We start from the raw sequence: 22,973 nt of genomic DNA, 5'->3' as shown, positions 1-22,973 counted from the left end.
CGGCATCCTCTCCTTGTTTTGCATGATTCGGCCTTCAAACTACAACTTTAGCGTGTAGCTATTCGGCAACTGCATGTCGGCTATGCTGCGTCTGCAGCATGAAAAGACTTGAACCGTTAACAACCTGCCCATAAATCAGGCTTCGAAGGCGATGACAGCTTAATCGCACATCACCTTCTACCTCCCTGTTGGACTTAGGCCGGGCTTAGTGCCCGGCTTTTTTTTGCCTTGAACGTGGCATCCGCCTCGGGCGGACCCTTCCCATAGCGACAGACAGGCCATAAAAGGCGGCTGACTCTACCGCCAGGAAGGACCAGAGATGCAGGAACCGTCGATCACCCCGGAACTGATCGCCGCTCATGGGCTGAAGCCCGACGAATATGATCGCATTCTTGACATCATTGGCCGCGAACCCAGTTTCACGGAACTGGGAATCTTCAGCGCGATGTGGAACGAGCATTGCTCCTATAAATCGTCAAAGAAATGGTTGCGCACCCTGCCCACGGATGGCCCTCAGGTAATCTGTGGTCCCGGCGAGAATGCAGGCATTGTCGATATCGGCGACGGCCAGGCCGTGGTGTTCAAGATGGAAAGCCACAACCACCCGTCCTATATCGAGCCGCATCAGGGTGCCGCGACCGGCGTTGGCGGGATCCTGCGCGACGTGTTCACGATGGGCGCACGCCCGATCGCCGCGATGGATTCGCTATCTTTCGGCCGCCCCCAGCATCCCAAGACCCCGCATCTGGTCAAGGGCGTGGTCGAAGGCATCGGGGCATACGGCAATTGCTTCGGGGTTCCCAATGTCGGCGGCGAGGTTCGATTTCATCCGTCCTATGATGGCAACTGCCTTGTGAATGCCTTTGCCGCAGGCTTGGCGGATACCGACAAGATCTTTTATTCGGCGGCCTCGGGTGTGGGCATGCCGGTCGTGTATCTTGGTGCCAAGACCGGGCGCGATGGCGTGGGCGGTGCGACCATGGCATCAGCCGAGTTCGATGACACGATCGAAGACAAGCGCCCCACCGTTCAGGTCGGCGCGCCATTCACCGAAAAATGCCTGTTGGAGGCCTGTCTTGAACTGATGGCATCGGGGGCGGTGATCTCGATTCAGGACATGGGCGCCGCGGGCCTGACATGTTCGGCCGTCGAGATGGGCGACAAGGGCGGGTTGGGCATCAAGCTGCAGCTTGATGCCGTGCCGCAGCGCGAAACCAACATGACCGCCTATGAGATGATGCTGTCGGAATCCCAGGAACGGATGCTGATGGTGCTGAAGCCCGAAAAAGAGGCCGAAGCCCGCGCGATCTTTGAAAAGTGGGATCTCGATTTCGCCATTGTCGGGGAAACCATTGCCGAGGATCGTTTCCTGATCCTCCACGGAAGTGACATCAAGGCCGATCTGCCGCTGTCCAAACTGTCTTCCAGTGCACCGGAATATGATCGCCTCTGGGTCGAGACGCCGCCGGTTACCGAAACGCCGGCCCTTCCCGAAATCGGCCCGATCGCGGCGTTGAAAACCCTGATCGGCTCGCCCAACTATGCCCATAAATCATGGGTCTGGGAACAATATGACACCCAGGTCGGCGCAGACACGATCCGCCGCCCCGGCATCGGGGCCGGGATCGTGCGCGTTCACGGCACCAACAAGGCCCTGGCCTTCACCAGTGACGTGACACCTCGCTATGTCCGCGCGAACCCGCAAGAAGGTGGCAAACAGGCTGTCGCCGAAGCCTATCGCAACCTGTGCGCGGCGGGCGCCCTGCCGTTGGCCACGACGGACAACCTCAATTTTGGCAACCCCGAAAAGCCCGAAATCATGGGGCAGTTCGTCGGAGCCATCAAGGGCATCGGCGAGGCTTGCCGGGCGCTGGACTTTCCGATCGTGTCGGGCAACGTTTCGCTATACAACGAGACCGACGGCAAGGGCATCCTGCCCACCCCGACCATCGGCGGGGTCGGACTGATCGATGATCTGGCGAACCTGATCGCCGGATTGCCATCCGAAGGCGACGTCCTGTTGGTGATTGGCAAGACCGAGGGCCATCTGGGACAATCCGCCCTGGCCTATGAAGCCTTTGGCATGGAAACCGGCGACGCGCCTCATGTCGACCTCGAAGCCGAGCGAAAGCACGGCACCTTCCTGCGTGACATGCGCGCGCATCTTGCCGCGGCCACGGACCTGTCCGATGGCGGGCTTGCACTGGCCGCGTTCGAAATGGGCGAAGCGGCAGGGCTGGGCATCACCCTTGACGACGATCGGATCCCGCAACTGTTCGGCGAAGATCAGGCCCGGTATCTGGTCGCCGCCTCGCCCGACAATGCCAAAACGCTGCTGGAGGCTGCGGCCAAGGCCAACGTGCCAATGACGCAGGTCGGACAGGTTGGCGGCGACACAGTTGCCCTTGGGGGGGATCGCGCGCCGCTTCAGCTGTTGTCGTCGCTTTATCGTTCGGCCTTTGCCGACGCGATCCATGGCGACGTGCCCGACCACGCATGACCGGACCCGCACCCCACGGCTTCGCCGCGATCATCACGGCTGCGGGTCGCGGCAGCCGCGCCGGGGGTGAGGGGCCGAAACAATGGCGGCAATTGGGCGATCGCGCAGTTCTGGCCCATGCTCTGGCCGCCTTTGCGGGCTTTGAGCGCATCATTCTGGTCGTGCACCCGGATGATGTCGCCCAGGCGATTGCCCTGACGCAAGGGGTGGCCACCATCGTCATCGGTGGCGCCACACGCGCCGCCAGTGTCCGCGCCGCGCTTGAGACCCTGAAACATAGCGGCATCAGCCATGTCCTGATCCATGACGGCGCGCGACCGCTGGTCAGCCAGCAGGTTATCGCCGGCGTGGTGACGGCGTTACAGGGCGGCGCGCGGGCCGCTGCGCCTGCCCTTCCCGTCTCCGACGCATTGTGGCGCGGAGAAAACGGCCAGGTGCGCGGCACCGCGTCCCGGGAAGGATTGTTTCGCGCCCAGACACCGCAAGGATTCGCCCTGGCAGCGATACTTGAGGCTCATCGCGCCCATCCCGAAGATGCCGCCGATGATGTCGAACTTGCCCGGAAATCCGGTATCGAGGTTGAAATCACCCCGGGTGATGAAAACAATCTCAAGATCACCTACCCCGCCGATTTCGCGCGGGCCGAACGGCTGCTGAGAGGGAAGATGGATATTCGCCTGGGCAATGGATATGATGTGCACGCTTTCGGCCAGGGCGATCATGTCTGGCTGTGTGGGGTGAAGATCCCCCATGATTGCGGACTGATCGGACATTCCGATGCCGATGTCGGTATGCATGCATTGACCGATGCAATTTATGGTGCGCTCGCCGAAGGTGATATCGGCCGCCACTTTCCACCAAGCGATCCGCAATGGAAGGGCGCGGACAGTGCAATTTTCCTGCGCCACGCAGCCGATCTGGCGCGCAGCCGGGGGTTTGCCTTTGGCAATGCGGATGTGACACTGATCTGCGAAATGCCCAAGATCGGGCCTCATGCAGCGCCGATGCAGGATCGGCTTGCCGAAATCATGGGCGTGGAACCCCCGCGCATCAGCGTAAAGGCCACAACCTCTGAACGGCTCGGCTTCACTGGTCGCCGCGAAGGAATCGCCGCCATTGCAACCGTCGCGCTCATGAAGGAATAGGACATGGATCGTCTGCTTTGCATCTGGTTCGGGGCCGGGCTTTTGAAACCGGCACCCGGCACCTGGGGGTCCGCCATTGCCCTCGCCATGGGCGTGCTGTTGCATCGGGTCGGGCATTTCCCACTATTGGCGTGTGCGACCTTGGCCGTCACCCTGATCGGGTTCTGGGCTGTGCGCCGCTATACAGCCGGCATGAGCGATCCTGACCGCAGCGAAATCGTCATCGATGAGGTCGCGGGCCAATGGCTTGCCCTGTGCTTTCCTTCAGCGGCATTCTATTTTTCGGGGATGGACGCAGGGGTCTTCCCCTATCCGGGCTGGGTGGCGGCATTCCTGTTCTTTCGCCTGTTCGATATCTGGAAACCGTGGCTGGTTGGGCGTGCAGATCGTGAAGGCGGTGTCGATGGCGTCATGAAAGATGATCTCTGGGCTGGAATATTCGCCGGCTTCGCGACATTGCTGGCCGCGGCACTCGCTCATCTGGTGTTGCTGTGACGCTGGCCGCACAGGTTCTGGCAGCGGCGCGTGATGCACAAGCCGTGATCGCCACTGCCGAAAGCTGCACGGGCGGAATGATCGCTGCGGCATTGACGGATATCCCCGGTTCATCCGCCGTGCTGGACCGGGGGTTTGTCACCTATTCAAACGCGGCCAAACGGCAGATGCTGGGTGTGAACGCCACAACGCTGGAAAAGCACGGCGCCGTAAGCCCAGAGATCGCCGCTGAAATGGCCGAAGGCGCGCTGCGGAACTCGGACGCGACCGTTACAGTCGCGGTCACCGGCATTGCCGGCCCGGGAGGTTCCGAGCACAAGCCCGAAGGGCGCGTTTGCTTTGGCGTGGCAACGGCGACGGGCACCGTCACGCGGCTGGTCGATTTTGGCGCCCTGGGTCGTCGACAGGTGCGCGAGGCCTCGGTCAGTTTCGCATTGCAAATGCTTCTGGATGCGCTGTTCGCAGATCAGGGCGCAAGCTAGGCGCCGTCACCCTGGCACAACAGGTCAACCAAGGCATCGATCTGGCAATCCGGTGTGTTCCATGACGTGACAAGCCGGACCGGCACCGGGTCTGATCCGTCGGCCGATGCGTCCGGCCACAGGTGGTATTTCGCCCCGGCTGCGACGGCGCGCTGATGGGCCGCCAGGGGAATCGCAGCAAAAATCGCGTTGCTTTGCACCGGCGCCAGAAAATGCCCCCCCGCGCGCGCCACCCCTTCGGCCAGGCGCGTGGCCGCAGCATTGGCCTGTAGGGCAAGTTGTGTCCACAACCCGTTTTCGCAAAGCGCCAGCATTTGCGCCGCCAGAAATCGCTGTTTGGAAAAGACATGCCCGGACTGCTTGCGCCGATATGCGAAACCTTCGGCCAGTTCGGGATCAAAGAAGATCACCGCCTCTGCCCCCATGGCCCCATTCTTGGTGCCGCCAAAACACAATACATCGACGCCCGCGCGCCATGTCAGATCGGCGGGACGGCATCCCAGCGATGCGATTGCGTTGGCAAATCTTGCCCCATCCATATGCACCGGCAAACCTGCATCATGGCTGATCCTGGACAGCGCGGCGACCTCTTGCGGTGTATAAACGGTGCCCCATTCGGTCGAATTCGTGATCGACAGCATCGCGTTGCGCCCGCCGTTCCAGCCCTCTGCCGCGCCGATGCGCAGCGCCTCTTGCAAATGCCCGGCGTTCAGCTTGCCCATCGCCCCGGCAAGAGTGATCAACTTTCCGCCACCTGTGAAAAACTCGGGGGCGCCACATTCGCTGGTTTCGATATGGGCATCCTCATGGCAATAAATGCGCCCGAATCCCGGTGAAAGCTGCGCACAGACCAGGGCATTGGCGGCTGTTCCGGTCGCGACAAAATGGACCTCGGCATCTGGTGCCTCGAATATGTCGCGAATGGCCGCGGTTGCGCGCGCCGAGACCGGATCGGCGCCATAGCCCATCACAGCGCCTTCATTGCAATCTATCAGCGCCTGCAATACCGCAGGATGCGCCCCATAGGCGTTGTCGGATGCAAAATTCACGACAGATCCTCGATGATGTGATCTTCCCATTCTTCTTCGGGAACTTCGGCCTCACTGACGGTCCAGCCCCGAACGCTGATCTTCGCGCGGTGAACGGATTCGGGATCCCCCGAGATCAGCGGGTGCCATTTATGCAGTGGCCGTCCCTCTTGGCGCAAACGATACGCACAGGTCGATGGCAGCCACCAGGATATTTCCCGCAGCTTCGCAGGGGTCAGAACAACGCATTCCGGCACATAATCATGTCGATTCTCGTAGGAACTGCAACGACAGGCGTGCCCGTCCAGCAACTTGCAGGCAACACGGGTAAACGCCAGTTCGTCGCTGTCTTCATATTCAATCTTGTTCAGACAACATTTCCCGCAACCGTCACACAGCGCTTCCCATTCGTCGCGATCAAGCTGTGACAGCGGCATTTCCCAGAAACGCTCACGCATCAGACCCCCGACAACAACCGGCGCGCCTGATCGGCATCTGCATCGATTTGCCGGACCAGATCCTCGAGTGAGCCGAACTTTTCTTCGTCGCGGAGAAAATCGACGAGCGCAACAGACAGATGCTGGCCATAGAGGTCACCTGAATAGTCAAACAGATGCACCTCGAGATTGGGCGCGTTGCGCCCGAACATGGGCCTTACCCCAAGACTTGCGACGCCCTTGCAGGACAGTCGTTCAGGTCCGGTCAATACATCGACCAGCACGGCATAGACACCAAGGCGCGGCAAATGCAGGTCGTCAAGCCGCATGTTTGCCGTTGGCCAGCCCAATTCACGACCGCGCTTTTCGCCATGCACGATTTCACCTTCGATCCTGTGCCAATGGCCCAGCATACGCTCGGCATCGCGGGGGCGTCCCTCGCTCAGCGCCTTGCGAATGGCGGTCGAACTGTATTCCTGCCCGCCATCCCCGACCAAAGGAACCGCAGTCACACCGAAACCATGCCGTTCGCCAAGATCACGCAGAATATTGACATTGCCTGAACGTTTCTTGCCAAAGCAAAAATCCTGCCCGACAGTCACATGCCTGACGCCAAGCCCATCAACCAGCACCTCTTGCGCAAATGCTTCGGGGGTCAGGCCGGCCAGCACGGCCCCGAAAGGCAGCTCGTAGAGACGCTCAGTCCCCAGCCGCGCCAGGCGGTTCGCCCGCGCCTCGGAATTCATCAGGCGGAATGACGGCGCATCAGGTGCGAAGAATTGCCTGGGATGAGGTTCAAAGGTGATGATCCCCAAGGGGGCATCGACCGCCCGCCTCGCCGCATCGATGACGGCCCGATGTCCCATGTGAACACCGTCAAAATTTCCCATGGCAACCGTTGCCCCACGGGCTTCAGCCGGTAAACCTGTCCAGTCGCGATGGATGTGCACGAGGCCCCCACTGGGGCAGCCGCGCCCCGTCAGTCGAACTTGCGGCTTGGCGCCAATACGACGGCCTCGCCTTTCAGCACGACCGTATCGCCCACGAGGCAGCGGGTTGCAAGCGTCACGCGCCTTTTCGCATGATCGATTGAAGCTACGGTCACTTCGGCCCGCACCATGTCACCCGGACGCACCGGTGCCATGAATTTCAATGTCTGTCCAAGATAGACCGTGCCGTGACCCGGCAGCTGTTCGCCAATCACCGCTGAAACCAGGCCCGCAGTCAACATGCCATGCGCAATCCGGCCTTCGAAGATCGTATCCCTTGCATAGCTTTCATCCAGATGAACGGGATTATGATCGGTCGAAACCTCGGCGAAAAGCTCGATATCATGATCGGTAATCTGCTTTTGCAGATGACGGGTCATTCCGACCTCCAGATCCTCGATGACGATCGTGCCACGGGGAAGATTGTCGAACATGCTGTCATCCATTTGCTGCGTCACGAACTGTTCAAGGTGTTATGCTGCATAGCAGCATTTCATCCGATGCGCAATAATATATGCAGTTTTTAGTGTTTTATGTCATTTTATTACCGACTCGTTTTGAATCTCTCTATGCAAAACGGCCCGCTTCTTTCGAAGCGGGCCATGATCAAGGCTCGGATCTTGGGACCTAGCGCAAGCGGCCGATACTGTATTCAGGGTTCAGCTGGCGCGAAGCCAGCCATTCCCGCAGCAGATCGTCATCGGGATTTTCAACGTCATCGCCAAATGCGGCAGCCGCAAGCCCGCCGGTGACAAACAGCGCATCGATACCCTCTTGCCCCGCGCCACGAACATCCGTGTTGATCCCGTCACCAATGGCCAGTATCCGTGCGTTCTCGGTCAGGTTCATCAATCGCCTGGCCCGTTCGTAAATCGGCGGGTGCGGTTTGCCGAAATACAGCGATTCACCACCGATCTCTTCATAGAACTCGGCAAGGGCACCCGCGCAATAGATCCGCGTCTCTCCCATGTCCACGACCACATCCGGGTTGGCACAGAGCAGCTTCAGCCCCCGCTCGCGCGCAAGCATGAATTGCGCGCGATAATCCTCGGGGGCTTCGTTTGCTTCGTCATAGGGACCGGTGGCCACGATGCCTTCGGCCTCTTCCAACGGGACCCGCGTCACGACCGGCTGATCGGCCCATTCGTCGGGGACATCATTGAAGAAACCGTCATCCTTTGCGGTTCCGATATGCCAGACCTTGCGGCCAACGGCCCCGGCGAACATCGAATCCTGTGCCGCATCACCCGAACTGATCACCATGTCCCAGGCATCCCGCGGAACTTTCATCCGGTCCAGCTGCGCGATGACATATTTGTTGGGACGCGGGGCATTGGTCATCAAAACCACACGCCCACCCGATTTGCGAAATTCCTGCAAAGCCGCGACGGCGGCCGCATAGGGTTGCTTGCCATTGTGCAGGCAGCCCCACAGGTCGCAGAAGAGAACATCGTAATTCGTGCCGATCTGCGACAGGGATTGAACAATCTGGGTCATCAGACGGCCAACGCGGGAATGATTTGCTTCTTGCGGCTCAGAACGCCGGGCAGAACGACCGTGTCACCACCGACAGTGACCCCAAAGCTCTTTTCGGCAATCTGTTTGATCAGATCATTCGCCACCAGCAGCGTCGCTTCTTCCTTGAGGATGTCGATGACGAACAGCAGCACCTCGTCCGCGCCATCGGCACCCGCGACCGTCGGCATGGCTGCCATCAGCGCATCCTTGCGATCCAACAAGACCTGCGGCGCTGTGGTTTCCAGAACGGAAACCCGTAGCTTCTTGCCGTTCAGTTCGAATTCCTTGCTGTCCATACGAAGCAGCGCTTCTTCGCTGAAGCTGCTGACATCGGATTTCGCGGCGAACATCTCGGCGGCGAATTCAGGAATGTCGACACCCAGATCCGCGGCCAGTTTTTCGGCAACCGCACGGTCGTGATCGGTCGTCGTCGGACTGCGGAACTCCATCGTGTCCGACAGGATGCAGGTCAGCATTGCCCCTTTGACCGGCTCAGGCATCCGCGCCATATCATCGCCGATCAGATCATGCATGATCGTCGCCGTGCAGGCCAGAGGGCGGATGGTGATATTGATCGGGGTGCGGGTCTTGATGCCGCCAACCAGCATGTGGTGATCGATGATCTCGATGACATTTGCATCGTTGATCGATTTCGGCAGCTCGGCCGGGTTGTTCGTGTCGACAATGACACAATCCTCACCGGCCACAACATCCTCGATCAATCCGGGTTTATCGAGGTTCCATCGCTGCAGCATCCAGGCGGCTTCGGTGTTCGGTTCGCCCTGCAGAACCGCCATTGCAGGCAACTGCCGGATTTCGTTGAGATACCAGGCCCAGATGATAGGAGAGCCGGTCGAATCGGTGTCAGGGGCGGTATGTCCGAAGACCTTGATCATGTTGCACCTCTAAAGGGGGTCCGAAGTCGCGCGACTTATAGGCATCGGGGGGGCGGATGTCCACGCGCGGCAATCCGGCGGGCATCAAGCCAGAACAACAAAAAAGGCGCCCCCTGCGGGACGCCCATTCAAGAGATCGAAAATCCGATCAGGCCGCGCGCGACATCAGCACATCTTCGACACGTTTCTGCGCGGCACCTTCATCCAGACCGCTGACAGCCGCCACTTCGCGGGTCAGCCGATCAAGCGCAGCTTCGTAGAGCTGACGCTCGGAATAGGATTGCTCGCGCTGTTCGTCATTGCGGTGCAGGTCGCGCACCACCTCGGCAATCGACATCAAATCACCGGAATTGATCTTCTGGTCATATTCCTGTGCGCGGCGCGACCACATCGCCCGCTTGACCCGAGCCTTGCCCTTGAGCGTTTCCAGCGCACGATCGATCAGATCAGGCGAGGACAGGCCACGCATCCCGATTTCGCTGGCGCGTGCGGTCGGGACGCGCAGAGTCATCTTGTCCTTCTCGAACGAGATCACAAACATCTCCAGACGCAATCCAGCGACTTCCTGCTCTTCGATCGACACGATCTGACCGACGCCATGGGCAGGATAGACAACGTAATCGTCGGGACGAAATTCGTTTTTCTTGGCTTTGGACATTCAGGCTTCCTCTAGGTGGCACCCAATCAGGGCGCAAAAGACCGTAAGCGGCGCATGCCGCCTGCGGTCCGATCTTGATCTTTGTATTTGCCCCATGTCCGGCAGAGAACATGGAGAGGCAGTGCGGGGGCGTGCATCCCGCGGACCTCTGAATTCCCGCCGGATGCAAATGAAAATTGAACATAGCATAAATAACGCCACAAAAAAAGTGGCGTCAGATCACTGTTCCAATGCCTGCGATATTCGAATTAACGAAAATCTTACAGGCACTTGAATGGAATAGCACCGAATTGCTCACGGCAGTGTCAGCGCGAATCGCCCGCATTCGCTTTCCGGATGCAACCGGAAAACAGGCGTGAAACCTCAGTCGCCCTCGCCTGGCGCCTCTGAGAAATGCTTTTCCAGCTTGCCTTCCACACCGTCCATCTCGGCGGCGCTCGGCATCGGATCTTTCTTTTGCGTGATCACGGGCCATTGCTCGGAATATTTCCGATTGAACTCGACCCATTTTTCCATGTCCGGTTCGGTATCCGGACGGATCGCGTCTGCCGGACATTCCGGCTCGCACACGCCGCAGTCGATACATTCATCGGGGTGAATGACCAGTGTGTTCTCACCTTCATAGAAGCAGTCGACAGGACACACCTCCACGCAATCGGTGTATTTGCACATGATGCAATTATCGGTGACGACATATGTCATTGCACACTCCAGTTCGGTCCGGGCAGACAGTTACGCCCGAGAATGCGATCATTCAAGGTCACGATGCAGGAAAAGACCCCTGTCATCGTCATGGCAAACGCAACGAAACAGCTGTTCGCGCCAGGCCGGATCCGAACGGAACCAATTCCCTGACCGATGGCCTAGTCGCGCCCGTCGGCCTGATCGGTCTGGACGATTTCATAACTGTGTTGTGCCTCGCTTGCCGGGCCGCGACGCTGTGGCAATGACAAAACCCTGACGCAGCGCAGCTGCCCATATGCCGACACGACCACAACATCGCCGGGGCGCACCATACGCCCCGGTTTGCGGCAAGGCATTCCGTTCAACCGGACGCCACCGCCTTCAATCCGCTCGGCCGCCAATCCGCGCGACTTGAAAAGCCGCGCGAAAAACAACCATTTGTCCAACCGCAATGCGTCGTCCGGCTGGCTCACTTCTTGTCTTTAAGGGCAGCCAATATCGCGAAGGGGCTATCAGGATCAGCCTTCTTCTCGGGGCGCGACGAAAACGACTTGGGCGATTGTTTCTGCGGCTTGCCACCCTTGCGAGGACCGCCCTTGCCACGCGGTTTGCCTCCGTCCCGTCCGGGTTTTCCGCCGCGGGCGTCTCCGGTGGCATCGCGGCGCTGGCCACCCTTGCGACCCTGCCCGTCACCCTGCGGGCGGCGGTTCTGGCGTGGTTTGGGTGCCCATCGGAAGGTATAATAAACCTCGATTTCCGGCGCTGCGACATCCTCGGTGGGCGCTTCGGTACCTTCGGCTTCGGCGGATGCACGACGTTTTTCAGCCTGTTCTGCTTCCCATTTGGCGCGCGTTTCTGCGGCCAGCACGCTTTCCTCTTCGGTCATCGGCGCATCCGAGGTTTCGGCCTCGGGCGTCGGTGCGGGCGCAGGTTCGACCGCCTTGACCTTTGGGCGCTCGGCCTTTTCGGCCGCATAACCCAAGCCCTGCATCAGACTTGCGAACTGCTCTAGCGTCATGCCGGTGATCGACAACATGTCGGGATTCGCCTCGAACCCGCCGCGGGTGTCCTGCGCGCGCAGCAAATCGGCCAAACGCTCCAGCATATCGATGCGAATGGCGCGATCGCCGGCGGGGCGATAGCCAGACAGCGTGTAATAGCCTTCGGGAACCTCGGGGATATGGGGTATCGTCACCAGCCCCGGAGGAGGGCTTTCGGGGAATTCGTCCAGACCTTCGGACAGCGACCAAAGAACCAGCCGCAGGCGTGTCGGCGCAGGCTTGAGCAGCGCGGGCAGGAAGATCGTGAACTGACCAAAGCGAACGCCATGTTTGCGCAGCATGCCCCGCGCTTCCTGATCGAGTTCTTTTACCTCGGCGGCGACACCTTCACGCGCCACGACGCCAAGCGATTCCACCAGCCGGAAGGCAAACCCCCGGGCCAGCCCAGTCAGGGCTTCGTCCTTCTGCATGGCGATCAGCGGCTCGAACAGCGCTGCAACCTTGCGGTCGATGAAGTGCTGCAGACGGCGGCGAACCTTTTCGGCGATGTCTTCACCCGCCTCTTCGTCAACGAAAACCTGCACCGAAGGGCTGAGCGCATCCGCCCCCTTGACCAGCTTGCCAACAGCCGAGTCGCCCCACATCAGGCCGCCCTGCTCGGTAAAGTCCAGCTCGGTATCCGGGGCGTTATAGAAACGGTCGGCCCGCAAATGGAATTCAGGGCGCAGCGCCTCGTAGCTTGCGCGGTTCAGCATCCTTGCCTCGTCCGCCGTCGCGGTCTGGTCGGGACGAAAGCGGAAACCTTCCAGTCGACCGGCGAATTCGCCCTCGACACTTACTTCGCCCTTGTCGTTCACTTCGGCCACAAGGCTCTCCTTCTGCTTGAGCCGGCGCAAAAGCACTGACGTGCGCCGGTCCACAAATCGTTGGGTCAGCGCCGCATGCAGCGCGTCAGACAGGCGGTCTTCTACAGCGCGAGTTTCCCCGCGCCAATGACTTTCGTCTTCGACCCAGCCCGATCGCTGCGCGACATAGGTCCATGTGCGAATATATGCCAGTCTTTTCGACAGTGCATCAATATCGCCATGGGTCCGGTCGATTCTTGCGACCGCCCGCGCCAACCAGTCGCCGGGGATTCTTCCATCCTGCAGGAATCCGAATATTCGCGCCAGCAGAGTGCTGTGTTCGCCGGTTGAAATCTTGCGGAAATCGGGAACCCGGCACACGTCCCACAGCAGGCGCACGTCCCTGCCCCCCTGCACGCGGTCACGGATCTCCGGCATCTCACGCAGAATCTTCAATGCGTGAATATCATCGGCCTCACGCCCGCGAACCAGCAATTCATGGTCTGGCCCGGTCTCAAGGCTTTGGACCAGCCGATCCATGGTTCCGTATTCCAGCCGGGTGTTGCGCCACATCAGGCGGCTGATCGGCTGGAACCGGTGGTTCTCGATGGCCGCGATCAACCCTTCCTCCAGAATTTGCGCCTCGCCGGTGACGCCAAAGCTGCCCGATTCCGTGTGGCGCCCTGCCCGCCCGGCAATCTGGCCCAGCTCATGCGGAAATAACGGGCGCACGCGACGGCCATCAAACTTATGCGTGGCGCTGAACGCCACGTGACGAATATCGAGGTTCAACCCCATGCCGATGGCATCGGTTGCGACGAGATAGTCGACCTCCCCCGCCTGATACATCTCGACCTGGGCATTGCGGGTGCGCGGCGACAAGGCGCCCATCACCACCGCGCACCCCCCCTTTTGGCGGCGCAGCAGCTCTGCCATGGCATACACGTCGTCGACGCTGAAGCCGACAACCGCCGAACGCGCGGGCATCCGGCTAAGCTTTTTCGATCCCGCCCAGGACAAGGTCGAAAACCGTTCGCGGCGCTGGAACTGCGCGCCCGGCACCAAAGCTGCAATTGCGGGTCGCATCGTGTCACTGCCGAGGAACAAGGTTTCCTGCAATCCGCGCATATTCAGAAGCCGGTCGGTGAAAACATGCCCGCGATCCGGGTCGGCGCATAACTGGATCTCATCGATGGCCACGAAATCCGCGCCGATTTCCGGCATCGCCTCGGTCGTCGCGACCCAATAACGAACTCGTTCGGGCACGATTCGTTCTTCACCCGTAACCAGCGCCACGACCGAAGGACCGCGCAATTTCACGATGCGGTCATATACCTCGCGCGCCAAAAGACGCAGCGGCAAGCCGATCACACCAGTTCGATGCGCAAGCATCCGTTCAATCGCGTAATGGGTCTTGCCGGTATTGGTCGGCCCCAGAACGGCCGTGATCCGGCCCTTGTCGTGCATGTTCATGCCCCTAGATATCGGTGCCCTGACGCTGATCTTCCAGTCTCTGAACAGCGTCAATTGCCTCTTGCTGGTGGGGGTGGATCTTCAGACTTTGGCGATATGCCGCAAGCGCACGGTCTGAATCACCGGCTTCCTCCAGCATGGCCCCCAATTGGGTCAGGGCGACAAAATGTCGTGGCTCAAGCTGAAGCGCCCGGCCCAGATCGCCTATCGCCGGACCGAACTTGCCCGCCGCCGCATATGCCGCGGCCCGCGCCTGCCATCCGGCTGCGAAATCGGGGGCATGGTCCGTCAAGGCGGTCAGGTGACCGATGGCCAGTTCGATCTCACCCTGATCCAGCGCCTCTTCACCGCGTTTCAGCAACAGGTCCATCGATGCCGACCCCGATTTCGACCATTCCCGTAGAATGTCCGCTTCGGCGATTCGCCAGCCTTCGCCATCGGGATTGGCCAATTGCGCAAACGCCTCGTCCAATTGGGTATGCGGTTGCGCCTGCCCCGAATCCACGAAAACTGTTGCGGATAAAATGAAAATCGTAAGAACTCGGATACAGAATGCCGCGACGACAGAATGGAAATATATGTGTTCGTGGCGCATAAACGTGGTGTAACCCAGCCCGGCCACCGGGCGCCAGCCTAAGCGCGAAAAGAGGATCGAAATGAGCAAAGTTGTTACCGCAGCCGTCGAGAAGCTGAATGAAAAAATCAGTGGCTTCGATTCGAGCGCAAAATTCGTGATCGAGGATGAAGGCGCGATCATGATCGACGAAAGCGGTGTCCGCGCGGGTGACGAGGAAGCCGAAGTCACGCTGAAAGCCAGCCGCGAAACCTTCGAAGGCATCCTCGACGGCAGCGTGAACCCGGCGACGGCCTTCATGATGGGCAAGCTGAAGATCGACGGCAACATGGGCGTCGCAATGCAGCTTGGCCAGGCACTGTCCTGATCATCCGGCCGTGACCGAGTCGGCTCCATTCCATCAGTTGCCGGGCGACCCTTTGCGCCCGGCAACCGCTTTCTGGTCCACAGCGGATGACGGTATCCGCCTGCGCCTTGCGTTGTGGCAACCGGGCGGATCCCCCGCCCGAGGCACAGTGCTTCTGTTTCCGGGGCGCACCGAATATATTGAAAAATACGCGCCCTTCGCGCATCGCCTGAACGATGCCGGCTACGCCGTGCTTGCGATTGACTGGCGCGGGCAAGGCATGTCGGCGCGACTGCAAGACGACCCGCGCCCCGGTCATATCGGCGAATTCTCGGATTATCAGCGCGACGTCATCGAAATGGTGACGGCCGCAACCGAAATGTCCTTGCCGCGCCCCTGGCATCTGCTTGCCCATTCCATGGGGGGCTGCATCGGCCTTGCCGCATTGCATGATGGCCTGCCCGTCGAATCAGCGGTGTTTTCCGCACCCATGTGGGGCATCAATCTGCGGCAATTCCCCCATAGGCTTGCCTTGGCTCTGGCCTATCTGGCCGGGCGCGCTGGCAAAGGCGGGCGGGCGGCCCCGGGCAGCGGGGCGAACGGCACCTATCTGGTTGACGAATGCTTCGGAAGCAACCTGCTGACATCGAATATCGACGAATGGTGCCGCCTGTTGCGCGAAGCCCTGGCCTGGCCCGAGCTGACCATCGGGGGGGCGACTTTCGACTGGGTCGGCAAGGCGCTGAGGGAATGCAACAGATTGTCGCAAATGCCATCTCCTGACGTTCCGATGACCGTTTCCCTTGGCAGCCTTGAAAGCATCGTGTCGGCCGCGGCGATTTCAGAGCGCGTCGATCAATGGCCCGAGGCACGCCTTCTGCATGTCGAAGGCGCGCGTCATGAGGTGATGATGGAGGTGCCGCCGATGCAGGACATGTTCCTGCAGGCGACACTGGAACGGTTTCAGTCGGCCTGACCTTCGCGATCCGCAGGATGGGTCGGATCAACGGGCCGAGGCGTTTCTGCCTTGGCCACGGCGGCCGCCACGCCGGGCAGGCGCAACCGCACGCGCTTGATCCGGCGGGGATCGGCATCGACCACCTCGAATTCAACGCCCGATTCATGGGCGATAACCTCGCCGCGCAGCGGCACCCTTCCAGTCAGCATGAAGATCAGGCCGCCCAGAGTGTCAACCTCTTCATCTTCATCGTCGCTGGCCAGTTTAAGCCCGGTTTCGGCTTCGACTTCGTTGAGCGGGGCGCGCGCCTGAATCAACCATTGCCCGGTTTTTTCAGCCACCCAAAGCCCGCCTTCGACCTCGTCATGCTCGTCCTGAATTTCACCGATGACCTGTTCGATCAGATCCTCGATCGTGACCAGGCCATCCACCCCGCCATATTCGTCGATGACCAGGGCCATATGCGTGCGCTTCTGTTGCATCTGCTGCAACAGCACGCCGATCGGCATCGAGGGCGGCACATACAGCAATGGTCGCAGCATCGGGCGCAGGGTAAACTTGCCGCCGGTTCCAAACCCGTGTTTCAGCGCCAGATCCTTGAGGTGGATCAGGCCGAGCGGGCTGTCCAAAGTGCCGCGAAAAACCGGAATTCGCGAAAATCCATGCTCGCGAAACATCTCGACCATGTCGTCCAATGTCACATTCAAAGGTGCGGCGACGATTTCGGCCTTGGGAATGGCCACGTCATCAACCCGCAGGCGGCGCAGGTTCACCATCCCAGGTGCCGGCTGCGAAACCGGGCGATCCTGCTGCCCGATGTCCTGAGCTTCTTCTTCCGAACCTGTCAGAGCGTCGAGGAAGCGCCCGAAAAAACCACGAGGCGGAGGTATATCGACCTCGCCGTCCTGCCCTGACGGATTGCCATCGTCGACAAGCGAATATTCGGGTAATCGCGGCTCGGAACTCATGATGCCTTCTCGGAATAAGGGTCGGGTACTTGCAGATCCTGCAGGATCAACCTCTCGGTTGCCTCCATGGTTTCTGCGTCGGGGTCATTCTGGTGATCATAGCCCAGCAAATGCAGGACCGCATGCACCAGCAGATGCAAGGCGTGATGGTCAAACGGCTTTCCCTGCGCTTCTGCTTCGGCAAGGCAGGTTTCGAAAGCGATGGCAATATCGCCCAATTCGTCAGAATCGGGCAGTGCAGGCAATGCACCAGGTTCATGCGGAACATGTTCGACCGCAGGCCAGGACAAGACATTGGTGGCGCGCGGCTTGCCGCGAAAATCGGCATTCAATGCGGCGATACGCTGATCGTCGCACCCCATCACCACCACCTCGCCACCGGTCCGGTGCCAATTCAACGTCGCGGCAACGGCGCGCTGCGCGAGGCCCTCAAGATCGACCTCGTTCCATCGCTCGTCCTCGATCACGCAGTCGGTCGAAATTTCCTCAGGCATCGTTTCTCATCACGCGACGCGGCGCATAACCGCCCCGGCCATCCGAACTTTCGCCGCGGCTGATTGCCGCCACATCTTCCGCATCATAGGCATCGATGATGCGCGCGACCAGCGGATGACGCACGACATCCTTGGCGGTGAAATAGCTGAAATTGATACCTTTCACACCCGCCAGAATCCGTTCGGCATCGACCAGCCCGGATTGCATGCCGCGGGGCAGGTCAACCTGCGTGCGGTCGCCGGTGATCACCATGCGCGACCCCTCGCCCAAACGCGTCAGAAACATCTTCATCTGCATCTGAGTCGCGTTTTGCGCTTCGTCCAGAACAACAAAGCTGTTGGCCAGTGTACGTCCCCGCATAAAGGCTAGGGGGGCGATTTCTATGCGCTTTTCCTCGATCAGCTTTTGCATCTGCTTCGAGGGCAGGAAATCGTTCAGCGCGTCATAGAGCGGCTGCATGTAAGGATCGACTTTTTCCTTCATGTCGCCGGGCAGAAAGCCAAGCCTTTCCCCTGCCTCGACGGCGGGACGTGAAAGAATGATCCTGTCGACCTGCCCGCCGATCAACATTGTGACGCCGACCGCCACGGCAAGATAGGTCTTGCCGGTGCCTGCCGGTCCGATCCCGAAGGCAAGTTCATGTTCGAACAATGACCGGACATAGGCCTTTTGCGCGTCGGTGCGGGGTTCGACCGACTTCTTGCGGGTCCGCAATTCGTAATTGCCGCCCGCGAACATTTCCAACTGTTCGGTCGGGGATGTTTCGGCGGGGCCATCCACCCCCATTCGAAGCGCGGCGTCGATTTCCGCCAGGCTGACGGGCTTCCCCTGCTCAAGCCGGGCGTAAAGCCCGTTCAGCAGCTGCGCTGCTTCGGCCTGCGCTTCGGGGGTGCCGACTATGGCAAGCTGGTTGCCACGCCGCAAAATATGGATGCCCATGGCCTCTTCTATGCGCGCCAGATGGCGGTCATTGGCACCGCAAAGATCGATCAAAAGCCGGTTGTCAGGGAATTCCAACAGGGTTTCGCCAGAATGTGTCGCGACGGGGGGCGTTGGGGTCAGGCCCAAATCTATCTCCTGCTCAGTCTTATATGCCTATGGTGGCAACCCAGAGGGATTCGCACAAGATCATGTTGCATGATTGCTCTGTGTTCTTGGCACGATATGCAATTTGCACAACCGCTGTTACAAAGCCTGCCAGCAAGGCAACCCGATGACCAGTCATTACAATCCGGTTTTCCCAAGAAATTCTGACATTTGTGGCGCGGCGTCCATATCCCCCACCAACCCCGACCAGGCAACGGCCCCGTCTTGCAGCAACAGGACACGGCGGGCGACCTTGCGCACGGTTTCCATATCATGCGTGATTGTGATCGCCGTCGCGCCGGTTTCCTGCACGATATCGTGAATCAACTGGTTGATTCGACGCGCCCTGATCGGGTCCAGCCCGGTGGTGGGTTCATCAAAAAAGATCACCTCGGGATCATCGGCAATGGCACGCGCCAGACCGACCCTTTTTGCCATGCCCCCCGAAAGCTCGGCCGGCATCAGATCGGCGGTATCAGCCGACAGTCCGACCCGCGCCAGCTTGTCGATCGCGATGCCCCTTGCCTTGGCCGCAGGCATGCGCTGCATCAGTTTGAAGGCGACATTCTTCCAGACCGGAAGGCTGTCAAAAAGCGCCGCGCCCTGAAACAACATCCCAAAACCACCCAGGAACATGCCGCGATCTTCCCCGAGAGGTCGCCCGTTCCAAAGGATCTCGCCGGAATCGGGGCTTTCAAGCCCCAGCATGCAGCGCAGCAGGACCGACTTACCGGTTCCCGATTGCCCAAGGATGCAAAGGCTTTCCCCCTGCCTGACCGTCAGATCAATGCCCGACAGAACCCTTTTCGGTCCGAATTCCTTGCACAGCCCCCGAACCTCGATCATGTGAAAAACAGCCCCGTCAGCACGAAATTCGCGGCCAGAATGCCGATAGCGGCGGCGACGACCGCCGATTTCGTGGCCCGCCCTACACCTTCGGCACCCCGGCCCGATTTCATGCCCCACCAACATCCGCTGGCAGCGACGATCAGGCCGAAAAACGCCCCTTTGATCAGGCCCGAAACGACATCCCAATATTCAAGATACGCCCAGCTGTTGGACAGATAGGTGGTCGAGTTGAACCCAAGCGAGCCGGTGCCGATCAGCCAGCCCCCCATGATGCCGACGATGTCGCCAACAGCGACAAGGCAAGGAACCGTGACAATCGCAGCCCAAAGCCGCGGGGTGACCAGCCAGCGCATCGGATCGGTCGAAAGCGTGACAAGCGCATCGATCTGCTCGGTCACCTTCATCGTGCCGATTTCGGCTGCGATGCTGCTGGCCACGCGCGCCGCGACCATCAGCCCCCCAAGCACCGGTCCCAGTTCGCGGACCATGCCGATGGCGACGATGGCCGGCACGACATCACCGGCCTGAAACCGCGCCCCGCCCGAATGGATTTGCAAGGCAAGCGCCGCGCCGGTGAACAGCGCGGTCAAACCGACCACAGGCAAGGACAGCCAGCCGATCTGAACCAACTGAACCAGAAACACGCGCGGATAGAACGGTCGCAGCCCGAAAAGACCGCGCATCACAAACAAGGTCAGCGCCCCGATCCGACCCATGAGCGACAGCGCAAAACGTCCGATCAGCCTGACTGGGGTCACAGATAGGTCCGCTCGTATCTTTGGCGCAGCGCAGTGAGAATTTCATAGCCGATGGTTCCCGCAAAATCGGCAACCCGATCGATGGGCTGCTGATCGCAGATCAGGTCCAGCTCGGCCGGAACATCGGACAGCGCGCTGACATCTGCGGTGACAAGATCCATCGACACCCGCCCGACAATCGGACAGGCAACTCCATCAGCATAAAGACAGGCTCCGCTGGATGACAGCGCCCTCAGGATACCGTCCGCATATCCCGCCGCGACGGTCGCCACCCGGCACGTATCCCCGGCAATCCATGTCGACCCATAGCCGACGAACTCGCCCACATGCACCTCGCGGGTCTGGATCACCGGCAGCGACAGCCGAACCACCTGCCGGGCCTGAGCGAATGGCATCCCGCCATAAAGACCCACACCCGGACGAACGATGTCAAAATGGTAATCCGCGCCAAGCAGGATTCCCCCGGTCGCAGACAGGGACAGCGGCACATTGCAACCCGCTGTCATTTCGCGGAATGCAGCCAGTTGCGCAGCATTCGCAGGATGATCCGGTTCGTCGGCACAAGCCAGATGCGACATGATGAAATCGGGACCTGCCTCAAGCGCCTCGGACCGGATTGCGGTCCATTCAGCGGCCTCCATCCCAAGCCGGTTCATTCCGCTGTCCAATTGCAACGCGAAGGGCTGGCCCGGCCGCATCGTGCGATCCCGAAAAAACTGTTCGGGGCTGTTCAGAACCGGCACAAGGCCAGTCAGGTCTTCACCCGGCATATGCCCGGACAGAACATTGATCATGGCGTCCTCGGGCAAGTGTGGGCGCAGCGCACGTCCTTCTTTGGCCAGCGCGACGAAGAAATCCCGCGCCCCCGCCTGATACAGTGCTGTCGCCACCCGCTCGGCCCCAAGGCCATAACCGTCGGCCTTGACCACGGCGGCCGTGCGCGCCGTCGGGGCCCTGGACGCAAGCGCCCGCCAATTGGCCACGATGGCCTGAATATCGATCCGAAGTCCCATATGCGTGGCATGACGCCGGACCCTGTAATCGTCAAGACCAGAGCAGCGAAATCGGCAATTTGCATTTTTGCAATTTACCGCAACCGTCACCGGCCTAGTTTGCAAATTTCCCCGATTTTCCTTTTCTGCTCGGAACCGTCAGGCTACCGTGCCTCAACAGAACCCGGAGGCTTGCCATGAAGGATATCCTGCAAGAGTTGGAGCGCCGTCGCGATCAGGCGCGGCTGGGCGGCGGCCAGCGTCGCATCGACGCCCAGCACACGCGCGGCAAGCTGACCGCGCGCGAACGCATTGAATTGCTGCTGGATGAAGGCAGTTTCGAAGAATTCGACATGTTCGTCGCCCATCGCAGCACCGATTTCGGAATGGAAAAAGACCGCCCCTATGGCGACGGTGTGGTGACCGGCTGGGGCACGATCAATGGCCGCATGGCCTATGTCTTTTCGCAGGATTTCACCGTCTTTGGCGGATCGCTTTCGGAAACCCATGCACAGAAGATCTGCAAGATCATGGACATGGCGATGCAAAACGGCGCCCCGGTCATCGGCATCAACGATTCAGGCGGCGCACGCATCCAGGAAGGCGTCGCCAGCCTTGCCGGCTATGCCGATGTGTTCCAGCGCAACATCATGGCATCGGGCGTGGTGCCGCAGATCAGCGTCATCATGGGACCATGCGCCGGGGGCGCGGTCTATTCACCCGCCATGACCGATTTCATCTTCATGGTCAAAGACACCTCTTACATGTTCGTGACCGGACCTGATGTCGTCAAGACCGTCACGAACGAGGTGGTCACCGCGGAACAGCTGGGCGGTGCAAGCACGCATACGAAGAAAAGCTCGGTCGCAGATGGCGCATTCGAGGATGACGTGGAAGCCCTTTCGGAAATTCGGCGCCTGTTCGATTTCCTGCCGATGAACAACCGCGATTCGGTTCCGGTACGCCCCTTCTTTGACGACCCGGCACGGGTCGAGGAAAGTCTGGATACCCTGATCCCCGACAATCCGAACCAGCCCTATGACATGAAAGAGCTGATCGTGAAGATTGCCGACGAGGGCGATTTCTACGAAATTCAAAAGGACTTCGCCGGCAATATCGTCACCGGCTTTATCCGCCTGGAGGGACGCACGGTCGGGGTCGTGGCCAACCAGCCGATGGTTCTGGCAGGCTGTCTTGATATCGACAGCAGCCGCAAGGCCGCGCGTTTCGTCAGGTTCTGCGACGCGTTCGAGATTCCGATACTGACCTTTGTCGATGTACCCGGATTTCTGCCCGGCACCAGTCAGGAATATGGCGGCGTCATCAAGCATGGCGCGAAACTGCTGTTCGCCTATGGCGAGGCGACGGTGCCAAAAGTTACCGTCATCACGCGCAAGGCCTATGGCGGAGCCTATGACGTGATGTCATCAAAACATCTGCGCGGCGATTTCAACTATGCATGGCCGACGGCAGAAATCGCGGTCATGGGCGCGAAAGGCGCGGTCGAGATCCTGTATCGCAACGAATTGGGCGACAGCGACAAGATCGCCGAGCGCACCAAGGATTACGAGGACCGCTTTGCGAACCCGTTTGTTGCTGCCGAGAAAGGTTTCATCGACGAAGTGATCCAGCCCCGTTCGACGCGGCGGCGGGTGGCGCGCGCCTTTGCGTCACTGCGCAACAAGAAATTGTCCAACCCGTGGAAAAAACACGACAATATCCCATTGTAACCGGCGACGAACCATGGAAATGCACATCTGCGTGAATGATGCAGGCAGGCCACAGGGTCGCGCAGT

Annotated in this window: 24 protein-coding genes; 7 read left to right on the top strand and 17 right to left on the bottom strand. The window is 60.1% G+C overall.

All coding sequences use genetic code 11. The annotated features are described in order from the left end of the window. Positions 1-319 precede the first annotated feature (319 nt). The 4 genes from purL to PAF17_RS05385 are packed head-to-tail and all read left to right on the top strand — an operon-like array spanning position 320 to position 4,622. Complete coding sequence (gene purL / locus PAF17_RS05400; RefSeq protein WP_271888070.1) at positions 320-2,500, top strand: phosphoribosylformylglycinamidine synthase subunit PurL; 2,181 nt, start codon at positions 320-322, stop codon at positions 2,498-2,500. Further along, a complete protein-coding gene (locus PAF17_RS05395; RefSeq protein ID WP_271888069.1) occupies positions 2,497-3,645 on the top strand; it encodes a bifunctional 2-C-methyl-D-erythritol 4-phosphate cytidylyltransferase/2-C-methyl-D-erythritol 2,4-cyclodiphosphate synthase in 1,149 nt (382 codons plus the stop codon). Before purL ends, PAF17_RS05395 begins: the two co-directional genes overlap by 4 nt. 3 nt (positions 3,646-3,648) lie before the next feature. Then, positions 3,649-4,140, top strand: coding sequence for a phosphatidylglycerophosphatase A family protein (locus PAF17_RS05390; RefSeq protein ID WP_271888068.1), 492 nt, complete (start codon positions 3,649-3,651; stop codon positions 4,138-4,140). Then, positions 4,137-4,622 (top strand): CinA family protein, encoded by a 486-nt coding sequence (locus tag PAF17_RS05385; protein ID WP_271888067.1) that lies wholly within the window; start codon positions 4,137-4,139, stop codon positions 4,620-4,622. Before PAF17_RS05390 ends, PAF17_RS05385 begins: the two co-directional genes overlap by 4 nt. On the opposite strand, the gene PAF17_RS05380 is transcribed toward PAF17_RS05385, so the two are convergent. The 11 genes from PAF17_RS05380 to PAF17_RS05330 all read right to left on the bottom strand — a co-directional run bounded on the left by PAF17_RS05380 (position 4,619) and on the right by PAF17_RS05330 (position 14,656). Then, the gene (locus PAF17_RS05380) at positions 4,619-5,671 is read right to left on the bottom strand and encodes a threonine aldolase family protein (RefSeq protein WP_271888066.1); all 1,053 of its coding nucleotides are present in this window, start codon (positions 5,669-5,671) and stop codon (positions 4,619-4,621) included. The genes PAF17_RS05385 and PAF17_RS05380 overlap by 4 nt on opposite strands. Then, complete coding sequence (locus PAF17_RS05375) at positions 5,668-6,108, bottom strand: YcgN family cysteine cluster protein (protein WP_271888065.1); 441 nt, start codon at positions 6,106-6,108, stop codon at positions 5,668-5,670. The genes PAF17_RS05380 and PAF17_RS05375 overlap by 4 nt, the downstream gene beginning before the upstream one ends. Continuing rightward, entirely contained in the window at positions 6,108-7,037 is a 930-nt protein-coding gene (locus tag PAF17_RS05370) for a bifunctional riboflavin kinase/FAD synthetase (protein WP_271888064.1), read from the bottom strand. The genes PAF17_RS05375 and PAF17_RS05370 overlap by 1 nt, the downstream gene beginning before the upstream one ends. 29 nt (positions 7,038-7,066) lie before the next feature. Next, complete coding sequence (locus PAF17_RS05365; protein WP_271888063.1) at positions 7,067-7,510, bottom strand: MaoC family dehydratase; 444 nt, start codon at positions 7,508-7,510, stop codon at positions 7,067-7,069. Positions 7,511-7,703: 193 nt separating this feature from the next. Next, the gene (locus tag PAF17_RS05360; protein ID WP_271888062.1) at positions 7,704-8,573 is read right to left on the bottom strand and encodes a TIGR01459 family HAD-type hydrolase; all 870 of its coding nucleotides are present in this window, start codon (positions 8,571-8,573) and stop codon (positions 7,704-7,706) included. Continuing rightward, positions 8,573-9,490, bottom strand: a complete 918-nt coding sequence (locus tag PAF17_RS05355) for a manganese-dependent inorganic pyrophosphatase (protein WP_271888061.1) — start codon at positions 9,488-9,490, stop codon at positions 8,573-8,575. Before PAF17_RS05355 ends, PAF17_RS05360 begins: the two co-directional genes overlap by 1 nt. Before the next feature lie 148 nt (positions 9,491-9,638). After that, positions 9,639-10,148 carry a CarD family transcriptional regulator gene (locus PAF17_RS05350; RefSeq protein ID WP_271888060.1) on the bottom strand — a complete coding sequence of 170 codons (510 nt, stop codon included), beginning with the start codon at positions 10,146-10,148 and terminating at the stop codon, positions 9,639-9,641. Positions 10,149-10,511: 363 nt separating this feature from the next. Next, positions 10,512-10,850: a ferredoxin FdxA gene (fdxA, locus tag PAF17_RS05345; protein ID WP_271888059.1), complete on the bottom strand. Its 339-nt coding sequence runs from the start codon at positions 10,848-10,850 to the stop codon at positions 10,512-10,514. A 161-nt stretch (positions 10,851-11,011) separates the two neighbouring features. Continuing rightward, positions 11,012-11,305, bottom strand: a complete 294-nt coding sequence (locus PAF17_RS05340) for an RNA-binding S4 domain-containing protein (RefSeq protein WP_271888058.1) — start codon at positions 11,303-11,305, stop codon at positions 11,012-11,014. Beyond that, a complete protein-coding gene (locus PAF17_RS05335; protein WP_271888057.1) occupies positions 11,302-14,145 on the bottom strand; it encodes a helicase-related protein in 2,844 nt (947 codons plus the stop codon). The genes PAF17_RS05340 and PAF17_RS05335 overlap by 4 nt, the downstream gene beginning before the upstream one ends. A gap of 10 nt (positions 14,146-14,155) precedes the next feature. Beyond that, the gene (locus PAF17_RS05330; protein ID WP_271888056.1) at positions 14,156-14,656 is read right to left on the bottom strand and encodes a tetratricopeptide repeat protein; all 501 of its coding nucleotides are present in this window, start codon (positions 14,654-14,656) and stop codon (positions 14,156-14,158) included. 151 nt (positions 14,657-14,807) lie between these two features. Between PAF17_RS05330 and PAF17_RS05325 the strand changes: the two genes are divergently transcribed. Both PAF17_RS05325 and PAF17_RS05320 read left to right on the top strand, forming a co-directional pair. Next, positions 14,808-15,092: an SCP2 sterol-binding domain-containing protein gene (locus PAF17_RS05325; RefSeq protein ID WP_271888055.1), complete on the top strand. Its 285-nt coding sequence runs from the start codon at positions 14,808-14,810 to the stop codon at positions 15,090-15,092. A gap of 10 nt (positions 15,093-15,102) precedes the next feature. After that, positions 15,103-16,047 (top strand): alpha/beta fold hydrolase, encoded by a 945-nt coding sequence (locus PAF17_RS05320; RefSeq protein WP_271888054.1) that lies wholly within the window; start codon positions 15,103-15,105, stop codon positions 16,045-16,047. On the opposite strand, the gene PAF17_RS05315 is transcribed toward PAF17_RS05320, so the two are convergent. From PAF17_RS05315 to alr, 6 genes are all read right to left on the bottom strand, one after another. Then, positions 16,035-16,997 (bottom strand): hemolysin family protein, encoded by a 963-nt coding sequence (locus PAF17_RS05315; RefSeq protein WP_408636374.1) that lies wholly within the window; start codon positions 16,995-16,997, stop codon positions 16,035-16,037. The two genes, PAF17_RS05320 and PAF17_RS05315, sit on opposite strands and share 13 nt — an antisense overlap. Beyond that, entirely contained in the window at positions 16,994-17,491 is a 498-nt protein-coding gene (gene ybeY, locus PAF17_RS05310; protein WP_271888053.1) for an rRNA maturation RNase YbeY, read from the bottom strand. The genes PAF17_RS05315 and ybeY overlap by 4 nt, the downstream gene beginning before the upstream one ends. Continuing rightward, positions 17,484-18,560, bottom strand: coding sequence for a PhoH family protein (locus tag PAF17_RS05305; RefSeq protein WP_271888052.1), 1,077 nt, complete (start codon positions 18,558-18,560; stop codon positions 17,484-17,486). The genes ybeY and PAF17_RS05305 overlap by 8 nt, the downstream gene beginning before the upstream one ends. 156 nt (positions 18,561-18,716) lie before the next feature. After that, positions 18,717-19,424 (bottom strand): ABC transporter ATP-binding protein, encoded by a 708-nt coding sequence (locus PAF17_RS05300; RefSeq protein WP_271888051.1) that lies wholly within the window; start codon positions 19,422-19,424, stop codon positions 18,717-18,719. Further along, positions 19,421-20,143 carry an MlaE family ABC transporter permease gene (locus tag PAF17_RS05295; RefSeq protein ID WP_408636379.1) on the bottom strand — a complete coding sequence of 241 codons (723 nt, stop codon included), beginning with the start codon at positions 20,141-20,143 and terminating at the stop codon, positions 19,421-19,423. The genes PAF17_RS05300 and PAF17_RS05295 overlap by 4 nt, the downstream gene beginning before the upstream one ends. Positions 20,144-20,181: 38 nt before the next feature. Next, the gene (alr, locus tag PAF17_RS05290) at positions 20,182-21,198 is read right to left on the bottom strand and encodes an alanine racemase (RefSeq protein WP_271888049.1); all 1,017 of its coding nucleotides are present in this window, start codon (positions 21,196-21,198) and stop codon (positions 20,182-20,184) included. 176 nt (positions 21,199-21,374) lie between these two features. Here alr and PAF17_RS05285 point away from each other — a divergent pair, with 176 nt between their 5' ends. Further along, on the top strand, positions 21,375-22,907 hold the full coding sequence (locus PAF17_RS05285) for an acyl-CoA carboxylase subunit beta (protein WP_271888048.1): 1,533 nt from the start codon (positions 21,375-21,377) through the stop codon (positions 22,905-22,907). The last annotated feature ends 66 nt before the right edge of the window (positions 22,908-22,973 follow it).

It is taken from the genome of Paracoccus onchidii, assembly GCF_028294535.1.
GTDB lineage: Bacteria > Pseudomonadota > Alphaproteobacteria > Rhodobacterales > Rhodobacteraceae > Paracoccus > Paracoccus onchidii.
This window is presented reverse-complemented; position numbering and strand designations above follow the sequence as displayed.